Annotated in this window: 14 protein-coding genes; all 14 read left to right on the top strand. The window is 54.4% G+C overall.

Annotated elements, in window-relative coordinates:
- Positions 1-11 precede the first annotated feature (11 nt).
- The 14 genes from FRY98_RS16190 to FRY98_RS16125 all read left to right on the top strand — a co-directional run bounded on the left by FRY98_RS16190 (position 12) and on the right by FRY98_RS16125 (position 12,282).
- Entirely contained in the window at positions 12-758 is a 747-nt protein-coding gene (locus FRY98_RS16190) for a ComEA family DNA-binding protein (protein ID WP_148453789.1), read from the top strand.
- 18 nt (positions 759-776) lie between these two features.
- Entirely contained in the window at positions 777-2,450 is a 1,674-nt protein-coding gene (locus FRY98_RS16185; RefSeq protein WP_148453787.1) for an AAA family ATPase, read from the top strand.
- Positions 2,451-2,462: 12 nt separating this feature from the next.
- Entirely contained in the window at positions 2,463-2,672 is a 210-nt protein-coding gene (locus FRY98_RS16180; protein ID WP_148453785.1) for a DUF2997 domain-containing protein, read from the top strand.
- 150 nt (positions 2,673-2,822) lie between these two features.
- Positions 2,823-3,410 carry a TetR/AcrR family transcriptional regulator gene (locus FRY98_RS16175; RefSeq protein ID WP_148453782.1) on the top strand — a complete coding sequence of 196 codons (588 nt, stop codon included), beginning with the start codon at positions 2,823-2,825 and terminating at the stop codon, positions 3,408-3,410.
- Positions 3,411-3,566: 156 nt separating this feature from the next.
- Entirely contained in the window at positions 3,567-4,328 is a 762-nt protein-coding gene (locus FRY98_RS16170; RefSeq protein ID WP_148453780.1) for an SDR family NAD(P)-dependent oxidoreductase, read from the top strand.
- Positions 4,329-4,382: 54 nt separating this feature from the next.
- Positions 4,383-4,796, top strand: a complete 414-nt coding sequence (locus FRY98_RS16165; protein ID WP_148453779.1) for a YugN family protein — start codon at positions 4,383-4,385, stop codon at positions 4,794-4,796.
- Positions 4,797-5,473: 677 nt separating this feature from the next.
- A complete protein-coding gene (locus tag FRY98_RS16160; protein ID WP_148453778.1) occupies positions 5,474-6,148 on the top strand; it encodes a hypothetical protein in 675 nt (224 codons plus the stop codon).
- Between the two features lie 38 nt (positions 6,149-6,186).
- Entirely contained in the window at positions 6,187-6,933 is a 747-nt protein-coding gene (locus tag FRY98_RS16155; protein WP_148453776.1) for a spermidine synthase, read from the top strand.
- An 85-nt stretch (positions 6,934-7,018) separates the two neighbouring features.
- Entirely contained in the window at positions 7,019-7,708 is a 690-nt protein-coding gene (locus tag FRY98_RS16150; RefSeq protein WP_148454544.1) for a deoxynucleoside kinase, read from the top strand.
- Positions 7,709-8,286: 578 nt separating this feature from the next.
- The gene (pnuC, locus tag FRY98_RS16145; RefSeq protein WP_148453774.1) at positions 8,287-8,964 is read left to right on the top strand and encodes a nicotinamide riboside transporter PnuC; all 678 of its coding nucleotides are present in this window, start codon (positions 8,287-8,289) and stop codon (positions 8,962-8,964) included.
- Entirely contained in the window at positions 8,961-9,971 is a 1,011-nt protein-coding gene (locus FRY98_RS16140; RefSeq protein ID WP_148453772.1) for an AAA family ATPase, read from the top strand. The genes pnuC and FRY98_RS16140 overlap by 4 nt, the downstream gene beginning before the upstream one ends.
- Positions 9,972-10,005: 34 nt before the next feature.
- Positions 10,006-10,902 carry an NUDIX hydrolase gene (locus FRY98_RS16135; protein ID WP_148453769.1) on the top strand — a complete coding sequence of 299 codons (897 nt, stop codon included), beginning with the start codon at positions 10,006-10,008 and terminating at the stop codon, positions 10,900-10,902.
- Positions 10,899-11,471, top strand: a complete 573-nt coding sequence (locus FRY98_RS16130) for an NADAR family protein (RefSeq protein WP_148453767.1) — start codon at positions 10,899-10,901, stop codon at positions 11,469-11,471. Before FRY98_RS16135 ends, FRY98_RS16130 begins: the two co-directional genes overlap by 4 nt.
- A complete protein-coding gene (locus FRY98_RS16125; RefSeq protein WP_148453765.1) occupies positions 11,461-12,282 on the top strand; it encodes a TIGR02452 family protein in 822 nt (273 codons plus the stop codon). The genes FRY98_RS16130 and FRY98_RS16125 overlap by 11 nt, the downstream gene beginning before the upstream one ends.
- Positions 12,283-12,420: the final 138 nt, after the last annotated feature.

The raw sequence follows: 12,420 nt of genomic DNA, 5'->3' as shown, positions 1-12,420 counted from the left end.
AAGGTGAAGGCATGGCAAAAACGTATACTAACCGCGGGATGTCCTGGGAGATCATCAACAGCTGGTGGATTTTGTTAACCTTGGCCCCCTTCGGAATCACAAGCTTTATCTCTTTTTTGTACATCGGGTTCAGAGTGAAAAATCAACGTTGGCGCCTGTACGGTTTTGGATATCTGGCCTGGTTCATCGCGGCCTTTACCGTCACCGCCATGGGAATGGACTTCGGCGCGTATATGGCGATCGTCCTTTGGGTGATTCCTGTAATTCACGCTTTTATGGTAAGGCCCGCCTTTTTGATTCAACTGGATGTCTATATGGACGGGCAAGGAGCCCGCGAACAGGAACGGATCGCCAAGCTTAGACAGGAGGCCGAAACGCGGCTGAATGCCGGCGGAGGAGGTTCGGGGATGAAGCGGCCTCCCCAGCTGCAAATACCCGCCCGGGAGAGTTGGCGGGACGAGGCGGACGGGCAGCCGGTCGCTCCCCCGCTCCAGGACTCGACACCCACGGCGGGACGAATCGATATCAACGCGGCGACTGAAGCGGAGCTTGCGGCTATTCCGCAGATCGGTATCATTTTGGCTAAGAAAATCGTCACGAAGCGCCAGGAAGTCGGCGGCTTTGAATCATTCGACCATTTTATATCCGTGATGGGGATTACCCGGCAACCTAACCACGCCATTGAGCCGTTGGTGATGTTCTCACAGCAGCAGCTTAAACAAGCGCCGCCGATTTCCGGAAGAAAAGTTGATTTTTAAAGGGAGAGAAGGGTCAACATGAACGTAGTCCATGATCAGCAACGAACAAAGACTTTGTTAGCCAACCTGCTGAAAGCGCGGTTTCCTTATTTGTACATCCAGACTTGGGAAGAAGACCGCATTCTGTCGCTTATCCGTTCCGTGGCGCAGGACGCCGGATTAATCAAAACCCCCCGTGAGGTGCTGACTTGGCGGATGACGACCGGAATTGTCGACGGGAACCACCAGCCAAAGGGGGACAGCAAGCAGCCCCTGAAAGCGCTCGAGTTCATCGAAAAATACGACAAGCCCTGCATTGTCGTCCTGCAGGATTTCCACGTGTTTTTCGGCGGGCAAGGGCGGGCGGCTGATCTTCAGGTCATCCGCAAATTAAGGGATATGCTGATTCTGATCAAACAGAGCGCGCATCCCATCAATGTGATTTTTACGTCATCGGCGTTAGTGCTTCCGGAAGATCTCCAGAAAGACGTGACCATTGTGGACTTTGAGCTGCCGAGCTTCGAAGAGATCAAGGCGGTGCTCGAACAGATGATTGCGATCAACGAGCAGAGCGGGAGAATCCAGATCGAGCTGGGCGAGGAGGATAAGGAGCGGCTAGCCCAGGCGGCGCTGGGTCTGACTCTGTCCGAGGCGGAAAACGCGTTTGCGAGGGCGATGGTGGAAGACGGCAAGCTGGACGCCCAGGACGTGGAGGTCATTCTGGAGGAGAAGGAGCAGATTGTTAAAAAGACCAGCATCTTGGAGTTTGTCCGAAGCAGCCTGAAGATGGAGGATATCGGCGGGCTCGAAAACCTTAAACGCTGGCTGTCCAAGCGCAATAAATCGTGGCTCGATTCGGCCAAAAAGTATGGACTGCCCGCACCAAAGGGAGTGCTCATCACGGGAGTTCCTGGCTGCGGTAAGAGCATGATCAGCAAGTCGATCAGCTCCTTGTGGCAGCTTCCGCTGCTGCGCCTGGACATGGCCCGGATCTTCACGGGCATCGTGGGCGGCAGCGAAAGCAACATGCGCAAAGCGATCAAAACGGCGGAGGCGATTTCTCCGTGTATCCTTTGGGTCGACGAGATTGAAAAAGGCTTCAGCGGCATTACGAGCAGCGGAGACAGCGGCACGTCCGCCCGGGTTTTCGGGCAATTCCTGACCTGGATGCAGGAGAAAACCAAGCCGGTCTTCGTCGTGGCGACCGCGAACAATATCTCCGAGCTGCCGCCGGAGATGATGCGGAAAGGCCGGTTTGACGAAATCTTTTTTGTGGACCTGCCGACCAAACGGGAGCGGAAGGAAATCCTCAGAGTTCATTTCCACAAGCGCATCCAGGATCCTGAAGTGCTTGGCGAGTTCCAGTTGACCGACGAGGTGTTGGAGGATCTGGTGGAGAAAACCGAGGGGTTTGCGGGAGCCGAAATCGAACAGTTGATCGTCGACGCGCTGTTTGAGGCTTTTGCGGAAAACCGGTCCATTCGCCTGGAGGACTTCCACAAAGCCATCGCCAACACCGTTTCGCTGTCGGTCACCCTGGCGGAGCAAATCCGGGCGCTGCGGGACTGGGCTAACGTCCGGGCTGTGACGGCCACCCCACGGGAGGACCGCGAAGGCTACGACGGCAAGTCTTCCGGAGCAGGCCGCCTGTTCGGCGACAAGGGGCATGACGATGTCCGCCTGAACCGCGGAGGCCGCGCGATCGATTTCTAAGGGGGGAGTTTAGTGCCGGAAAAAATCCAGATTCGTATTTTCCCGGACGGCACCGTCAAGGCGGAAACGCTGGGAATCAAGGGGCAAAAATGCACGGACGTGATCCCGCTTCTGGAGAACCTGCTGAAGGCGGAGGCTTTGAAAGCGGAGTATACCCGGGAGTATTATGAGGTGGAAGAAGAGGTCGAGCTTCAGCAGCAGAATAATATTCTGAAATCCTAGAGATAGGATGAGAATTTGATGGGAGCCTGATGCGATCAGGCTCTTTTTGCGTGATGGAAGCAAGTGATTATGATTTGAGAACGATCGGTAAAAATAATTCTTTACTGATCATTCTCATTATGCTAAGATCGTTTCAGGAGGGAATTGAAAATGGCCAGGAGCAAAGAATTCGAAGAGAACGCGGTTTTGGAGAAGGCCATGAAGCTGTTCTGGGAGCAGGGCTACGAGAAGACTTCCATGAATGACCTTGTCGAGTGCATGGGGATTCATCGCAGAAGCCTTTACGATACCTTTACCGACAAACGCACCTTGTTCCTTAAAGCGATGGACCGATTTGAAGACCGGATCAGCACCAGATTGGCAGCGGGAGCCAAGCAGTCCAATACGGCGCTCGAAGCAGTCGAATTTGTCTTTGATTTTATGATTAACGGCGAGGAAGACACGCCCCCCGGCTGTATGCTTGTCAATTCGGCCGTTGAACTGGGGATCCGGGATGCGGATGTCGACGCTAAGGCGAAAGAGGCTTTTGCCAAGGTGGAGCGGCTGCTGGAAGAAATCATCGCATGGGGGCAGCGGAACGGCGAGTTTACGAAGCGGCACGATGCCAAGGCGTTGGCTGAGGTTCTGCATAACGCTTTAACGGGCTTGAGAGTCATGGCCCGGACTTCAGTCGACAAGGCGAAGCTGCGGCGGATTGCCAAATTGTCGATGCATATACTAGAGAAAGCGGCGGACTAATTTTTTTTCGTAAATTTAGAACGACCGTTCTCAAAAGCTGTCCACGGACATTCTAGAACATTCATTCTCAAAATAAAAAGGAGACATTTTCATTATCTGCCGCCTTTCGCCATCCACAACCTAAAAGAGGTCCACACACTAAGGAGGAAATGAATCATGGAGAACAAAATTGCTTTAGTCACCGGCGCAAGCAAAGGAATCGGGTATGAGGTAGCCAGACAACTGGCGAAGCAGGGCGTTACCGTATTGGTTGCGGCACGCACCAAAGCAGCGGCGGAGGAAGCGGCGGGAGAACTGCGGAGGGAAGGGCTTCAGGCGCTCGGAGTGGAGCTGGAGGTGACGAATGCCGAACATATCGCGGAGATCGCTCAATTCATCCAAGAAACCTACGGACGCTTGGATATTTTGGTTAACAACGCGGGGATCTGGGCGGAGAACTCCGGCTACGAGGGGGACGCCTTTCGGGATACTTTTGAAGTGAATACGTTCGCGCCTTTCTTTATTACGGAAGCTCTGCTGCCGCTGTTGTTAAAAAGCGATGCGGGACGGATTGTCAACCAAAGCAGCGCCCTGGGCTCCATTCAGTTCCAGCTGTCCAATGAACTGGCGCAGCGGATCGCGACGCCGGCGTACTCGGCCTCCAAAGCGGCCTTAAACATGCTGACGGCTTATTGGGCGCAAAAGACCAAGGGAACGAATCTCAAGGTCAATTCGGTGCACCCCGGTTTGGTCAAAACCCGAATGGGCGGAGAAAAGGCGGAGCTTTCCGCGGAGGAAGGGGCGAAGACGGCGGGTTTTACTATATGGATGAGCAGTTGCCTTGGTGAAATGTTCGAACAACAGGAAGGCCTCATCGGAATGAGTCCGCATTTATTCGATCGTGTTTCCCTGCGCCTTTCCGCGAATGAAACCGGCTGATCATGGCAATCCCTTAGGATAAGTCTATTTATATCAAGTAGGGAGGAAGCCAGGATGTTAAATATCCCGTCGGAGATTGAGGGAATGCGCGCTTATTATGGCGATGTGTGCGGGGATTTTGAGAAGCAGGGATTTCATTTTTGCGGAAGCTGGGAATATTACGCCGGATTTTTCGATTCCATTCTGCACATGAACGAAGGAACCACGGTGTACTTGCGCCTGCCGGCACGGGTTGTGGAAGGGAAGCTGGATCGGGACGACGCTTTGTTGGAGTTTGGGCGTCCGTTTCTGATCAAGCATATCGTGCATACAGGACTCGATGAGAACGGCGAGTTAGGCCCGTTTACGGCCTTCGGATTGAACCAGTTTCAAGCCCCCGTCGATCCGGACGACCGGATTGAACATGAAAACCGGTGGCGGCAGGCCGGAGAACAAGCGATCGGGAGAATAAAGCAATACCTCCAATAGTCCGGGGTTACAGGAGCCAGATAGGTTGAACTATTGATTTGCCTAGTGGACAGCCGTGTGAATGGTGCTTTTCACCATTTTGCCCACAGTTAATTCTCTGGTTGAGATTAAAGGGAATTCCTCCCTTTAATTTAGTGCCGATGCGGTTATAGAGGCGAATTAGCTGGAAAACCTCCCGTTAATCCGCCTGAAATTGAGTATATTGGCAGTTGAGCCGCGAAATAGATGGAGCTTTTCCAGCTAAATTCGATCCAAGGGCCGAAAGAGGGATATTAACGGGAGGTTTTCCCGTTAATGTGTGCGGATGCCGACACAACAGCATTCAAAAAAGCAATAAGAGCATTTGCCTTTGTCGCCATGCTGGGGGCGTAATCCGAAAAGGGTAACCCCTTCGGCCTATAGTTGGGGCGGAGACAGCAACCAGGAACCTATTTGCTCAGTTATCGCAAATATTCTTCTCCGGAAAAAGTTAAGGGCGCTAACCTGAATCAGGTAGCGCTCTTACGCCGTTTTACGGTCCGGATTTGCCTAAAAAGCATCGATCCAGCAAATAGCCCATACTCTGTTATACTAAAAACTAGCTGTTGGCTGGCGAAAGGGCGTTTTAGTTTGCCGATTTCGCCATGAGAGTGGCGGGTGGCCCGAGAGGCGGCCGGAATTTGTGCGGGGGTGGAGACGTGAAATTATCCAATAGAGCGCGGCGATTTCTGGATCACTCCAAATGGAAGGATTCCGTTCGGGAGGAGAAAGACATCGTTCAAGCGTTCGAGGCTGCGGGGATAGCACCTACTAATGCATTGATCGAATTTCAAAAGAATTTTGGCGGCTTTACATACTATGCTTACCTGGAACCCATCGTCTTTGGGATTCTTCATAAGCCCCCTTGCCGAGGCGCCTTTGAGTGCGAGACGGGGCTGATCGTCATGGAGCCGGAAGACGACATCGTCGTCCGGCACTTGGAGTGTGCGGATACTTTATACCAAGAGACCTTTACGATCGACGAGCAGGGAAGATATTACGAAGGGTACGATATCAAATGCCATCGTTTCGAGACCCATATCGAAAACTTGGCGATGCTGGAACAGGTGAACACCGGAAAATGGAAGAGCGTTTTTAAATATGAATTGGATTTCTACCACAAGGGCTGTTACGACATCGTGGATCAGACGAAGTACGGGGAATTGGTTCGGCGGATGGGGTTGAAAAAGATAGATGACTTTCCCGAAGATATCGTCAGTTGGGATACGAACGGCGAACTGCTCGTCTGGCGGAAGGCCGATGCCGTCATTGTCCTAAGCGAAACCGGGATTTCGGCCCGGCAGCGGGAGGAGATCGAAGGGATCTTCGGGTAACCACAGCCTAGAGCATACTATAAAAGGGAGCAGGACGGATGAGGGTACTATACGAGGATCGGGACGAAGAGGGAGGCAGGCTGGTGGTTTATGAGACCTCCCGTTACGAGGGGGAACGCGGAAATTTCCGGGTACTGGCTTTTTCGGACGGAGCCGCTCAAGGGATTATGGATATCGATCGCCCGAGCCGCATTGTTTTTGAATATCCAAGGGCCTTGCTTCATCTCATGGAATCCCATATACCGGATTTCAACGACGCTTATATCATCGGGCTCGGCATCGGGACCCTTCCTGCCCGGCTTTACGATAAACGGGTGAAGGTGGCGGAGATCGACCCGCGGGTAAAAGAGGTCAGCCGCCGTTATTTCGGATATTCCCCGGATAATGTGGATGTTGGCGATGGACGGTGTTTGCTGGTAAGGGAGCCGAATCTCGCCTATGATTTCGTGGTGCTCGACGCGTTTACGGAGAAGGATACGCCGCTTCACCTGCTTTCGCAGCCTTTTTTTCGGCTGTGCAGGAACAAGCTGAACGAGCGGGGGGCCCTCTTGATGAATCTGTTTGGCCGCGGGGGAGGCGATACCCTCATTCGTGCCGTGCATACCACGTTACGGGCCGTTTTTCCCTATACTTGCTGTTTTGAACTGCCGCAAACGGGAGCGGCCGATAAAAGAAACATCCTGCTCATGGGAGCCGGACAACCCATTCACTTCCGGGAGAAAGAGATGGCCGGTTTCGTCGCCTTCCAACCGGAGGAAGGATATGTCATCCAGGATCGAACATGAAATTTTCCGATTGTAAAAAGCGGGCAGGAACGTTATAATTTTTCACTTATGAAGGGTACAAGGTGTAAAGGAGTTTAATGTGATGATGAATAACTACGGAATACCGGACGATGCGCTGATTACCGTCGCGGGCACGGTCGGAGTGGGCAAATCGACGCTGACTACGGCGCTTGCCGGGCGGCTGGGATTCAAGACTTCGATGGAGAAGGTCGATCATAACCCCTATTTGGAAAAGTTTTATGCGGACTTTGAGCGCTGGAGCTTCCATTTGCAAATTTATTTCCTGGCTGAGCGGTTTAAGGAACAGAAAGCGATCGTGGAAGCCGGCGGCGGGTTCATCCAGGATCGTTCCATCTACGAGGATACCGGGATCTTCGCCAAAATGCACGCCGATCAAGGCACGATGTCGGCCACGGACTATCAGACGTATACCAGCCTGTTTGAGGCGATGGTGATGACGCCTTATTTTCCGCATCCGGACGTAATGATTTATTTGGAAGGCAGCCTGCCTGCCATCTTATCCCGGATCCAGGAGCGCGGCCGCGACATGGAAATTCGCACGGAACGCGCGTACTGGGAGCGGATGCATGCCCGGTACGCCGAGTGGATCGACGGTTTTACCGCCTGTCCCGTACTTCGGCTGAATATCGAGGAATACGATGTGAACGATCCAGCATCGCTGGATGACATCATTCGCCAGATTCACGATACGATGGAGCGAACAGAGCTTGCGTACCGCGGATCGCTTCAAGGGACGGAAGTCCGAACCCTCTAGCCTGAAAAAGAAAAGCAGACGTCGCATTGTCATCCCCCGATTTCGGATGGGCAATTGCATGTGATCGCGGGGATTTTCCGCTAACCCTCATCATCATTAACGGGAGTTTCTCCCGCTAATTTTGCCTGTTTAGCTTAAAAGGACCGAATTACCGGGATATTCTCCCGTTAATTCGGCCTGATCCACGATAATGACCCCCCAGGAAGCTTGGTTAACGGGAGGTTTTCCAGGTAATCGCGGCCTGTACGCTTTTGGAGCAAAATTACCTGGAGATTTTCCCGCTAATTCGGCGCGGATCATACATCCCACATAGCACAGCCGACATAGCACAGCCCACATAACACATCCCAGATACACACATCCCACACAACCACATCTCACTTACCCAAAGTCATACCAGCCGCTGCTTCTGCCGGTCCTCCCAGGCCCTCTCGTCACCCGGAAAGGAAAATTTTACTTGCCATCCGCGGGTTCTTCTGTTATCTTTGATAGTAACAAATTGTTATTATCAATTTTATACTAAGTAACAATTTGAGTTCGCTCCAAGCGTGAGCGGAAGAAAGCTGAGGAGATGCAAGTTGAAGAAACTTACGGGGAACTGGAACTTGTTCGAAATCGTGTGGCTGGTAGTGTTTACCTCCATTGCTATAGGATTCACGGTAATATCCAAGGACTCCTTGTTCGGGTTTACGGTGTTTGTTACGGGCGTGCTATGCGTGGTGCTCGCGGCCAAGGGGAGTCTGATGAGTTATGTGTTCGGCATGTATAACACGGTCGGCTACGCCTACTTGTCCTATGCCAACGGGCTCTTCGGGGAGGTTATGCTGAACCTGCTGTTTTTTGTCCCCATGAATGTCGTCGGCTTTTACATGTGGAAGAACAACCGCCAGGGCGGCAAGCTGGCCATGCGTCAGATGAAGCCCCAAGGTTTGCTGGGGGTCGGTGTGGTTTCTGTGGCGGGCTGTCTGCTGTTGGGCCTTGGGCTCTCGTTCATCCCCGGACAGAACTCGCCTTATATCGATGCGATTACGACGGTGCTGTCCATTGTGGCGACGCTATTGATGGTCAGAAGATTCAAAGAGCAATGGGTGGTCTACATTGTACTCAATATGTTCACGGTGCTGCTGTGGGTGATTCGGATGGTTGAAGGCAGCCCGGACGGTCTGCTGATGATCGTTATGTGGAGCGCCTATCTGATCAATGCGGGATACGGCTATTACAACTGGAACAAAGGGGCCAAGGAGGCGCTGGCATGAAAACGCTGGGATTGACGCTGGGGAAATTCGCCCCGCTGCATAAAGGGCACCAATATATGATCGAAACCGCGCTGCAAGAAGTCGACGAACTGATCGTCGTGATCTATGAGACGACCGTCACGCCGATCCCGCTTCATATCCGGGCGAACTGGATACGCCGGCTTTACCCGGCCGTGCGGGTGATCGAAGCTTGGGACGGCCCGGACGGCTACTCCGACGACCGGGAACACGAAATCCGGGAGGAGCAGTATATTCTGGGCCTGCTGAAGGGCGAGCAGGTAACGCACTTTTACTCGAGCGAGTTCTACGGCGAGCACATGAGCGTCGCTTTGGGCGCGGTGGACCGGCGGGTGGACGAAGCGCGCGAACGGGTCCCGGTCTCGGCGACGATGGTGCGTTCGGACCCTTACAAGTACCGGGAATTCGTAAGTGATGTCGTGTACCGGGACCTAATTACGAAGGTGGTTTTCGTGGGGGCGATGTCGACCGGCAAATCGACGATCACCGAGGCGCTGGCGCGGCGGTACCATACGACCTTCGCGAGCGAATACGGCCGCGACTATTGGACCGAGCATCAGGTGGACCGCCGAATCGGCTTCGAGGCGTTCAATGAAATCGCGGTCGGGCATATCGAGCGGGAGGAGCGGGCTGTGCTGGAGGCGAACCGGTATCTTTTCGTCGACACCAATGCAATTACGACGTACATGTTCGCGCTCGATTACCACGGCCGGGCACCGGAGCTGTTGACCCGGATCGCGCTCGAAAACGCGCAGCGCTACGATTTGTTCTTCCTGTGCGAAGACGACATTCCGTACGACGACACCTGGGATCGCAGCGGGGATCAGAAGCGGCATGTTTTTCACAAGCAGATTATCGCCGATTTGAAAGAGCGCCGGATCCCCTACATTCCGCTGCAGGGAAGCCTGGAGGAGCGGATGCGCAAGGTCGACGAGGTGCTGGCGAAGTTCCAGCCCTACGGCAACTACTTTGGGGAATTGCTGAACTGATCATGGAAAAAGAGTGAAGGAGCGAGCGGGACCGATGGATTTGAAGGATCGCGACGGACTGACGGAACGCGAGTTTTTGGAGCAGTACCGGGCTGGGGACTTTGAGCGCCCGTCGGTGGCGGCGGACATGGTGATTTTTACCGTGACGGACGCGCAGGCGGACAGCTACCGCAAGCTTCCGGAGAAGGAACTGCGCATGCTGCTCATTCGCCGGGGAGGGCACCCCTTCCTGGGCAAATGGGCCTTGCCGGGCGGCTTCGTCCGCCCGAACGAGACGACGGAGCAGGCCGCCGCGCGCGAGCTGCGCGAGGAGACCGGCCTGGATGACGTGTATTTGGAGCAGCTGTATACCTTTAGCGATATCGGGCGGGACCCCCGCACCTGGGTGATGAGCTGCAGTTATATGGCCCTGATCAATAGCGACCAGTTCCAGCTTAAGGCGGGGGACGATGCGGCCGAGGCCGCCTGGTTCAAGGTAACCTACCGGCTGCTGCGGGAACGGAAGGAACTGCTTGAAGAGGGCGGATACGTGAAGACGCTGGAGTACGAGCTTAAGCTGAGCGCCGAAGAAGAGGAGCTTACGGCCGTCGTGGCGAGAACGGTGACGGCCAGGCCGACTTCGGCCGGGACGGCTTATGCGATTGTTGCCAACGACGGTTTGGCTTTTGACCATGCCAAAATCATTGCCTGCGCCATCGAGCGGCTGCGCGGAAAGGTGAATTACACCGACATCGCTCTGCATTTAATGCCCCAGCTGTTCACTTTGACGGAGCTCCAGCAGGTGTACGAGGTCATTTTGGATAGAGAGCTGCTAAAAGCCGCTTTCCGCCGGAAGGTCGCGGATCTTGTGACGGAAACGGACCATTATACCGAAAATGCGGGGCACCGGCCCTCCCGCTTGTATCGGAGGAATTTGGAGGGATACCGATGATTTACAATATCGAGGAATTAAGACAAGCCTATAACGCAGGGAAAACGTTCAAGTTTGTATTCTTTTGGGGCCATACCCCGCCGAAGAATGGAGGCGTCGACAAGAGCTGCTTCAGCCAATGGTGGATGTGCCCGTTTGAGGTGGAGGGCACGAAGTATTCCTGTGCCGAGCAGTTTATGATGGCCGAGAAAGCCCGGCTGTTCGGGGACGGCGAGATGCTGGAGGCGATCCTGGGGGCCAAGCATCCGAAGGAGATGAAGGCTTACGGGCGAGCGGTCCGCAACTTTGACAAGGAGATTTGGGACAGCGCGTGCTACGGCATAGTGAAAAGAGGCAGCTTGGCCAAATTTTCGCAAAATCCTGAGCTCGGCGATTACCTCAAAGCGACGAAAAACCGCATTCTGGTCGAGGCCAGTCCGCGGGACCGCATTTGGGGGATCGGGATGGGACAATCAAACCCGGACGCGGAGAACCCGGTGAAATGGCGGGGGCGGAATCTGCTGGGCTTTGCGCTGACCGAAGCGCGTGACGAATTATTATTGAAAGAAGGGAACGGAGATGAAACGTAAAGGAATTGCCGAGGATACCTTGCGGATTCAGCGGCAAGGGTTCTATGAATATGAGGGGCGCCGGGTGGATTTTGCCGCGGCGCAGAAGGATTCGGAGGAGAACAGCGAGCTGATCACCCCCGAACGGGGGGCGGAGCTGGTGCGGGCAAGCGCCGGGCTGACGAGGCTGCCGCAGGCCGCCGCATGTTCCGTCGCCAACGAGGCGACGGTGAAGGCGATCTTGGACTTTGCGGAAGCCGGGAAGGAGCAAGTTGGCGTGCTGAACTTCGCCAGCGCCAAAAATCCCGGGGGCGGCTTCCTGAACGGTGCGATGGCCCAGGAGGAGAGCCTGGCCGCTTCCAGCGGTCTATACGAAACGCAGCTGCGCAACGAAGGCTACTATAAGGCCAATCGGGCCTGCGGTACCATGATGTATACCGATCATGCCATCTACTCGCCGGATGTGGTGTTTTTCCGCGACCCGAGGTTCGAGCTGATCGAGCGGCCGGTCACGGCGTCGGTATTGACGCTGCCCGCCGTGAACTACGGGCAGGTACTGCTCAAAGGGGAGGACCCGTTGGAGGCGGAGCGCGTTATGAAAGACCGGATGCGGCTGGCCTTGGCGATCTTCGCCCATAAGGGCGACCGGAACCTGATCCTGGGCGCTTACGGCTGCGGCGTATTCCGGAACGATCCGGTGAAGGTGGCGAGATGGTGGCGGGAGCTTTTGGATGACGAGGGCTTTGGGACATTGTTTGCGGAAATCCGCTTCTCGGTCTTGGACCGTTCGAAGGGCGGGGCCTGCATCACGGCTTTTGAAAATACGTTCTAACTAAGGCTGCCCGATAGCGGGGATGCTCATGTTGTAGGAGGGAGAAATCGTTCGGCGATTTCTCCTTTTTTTGTACCGTACTCTTCTCGCACTTTTGATCTACAACTAAATGTTTGGTTTGAATTAAAGGGAATACTT

Origin of the sequence: Paenibacillus faecis, assembly GCF_008084145.1 — a bacterium.
In the GTDB taxonomy this organism is placed as follows: domain Bacteria; phylum Bacillota; class Bacilli; order Paenibacillales; family Paenibacillaceae; genus Fontibacillus; species Fontibacillus faecis.
The sequence above is the reverse complement of the archived record's forward strand: the minus strand, read 5'-3'. Positions and strand labels throughout refer to the sequence as shown.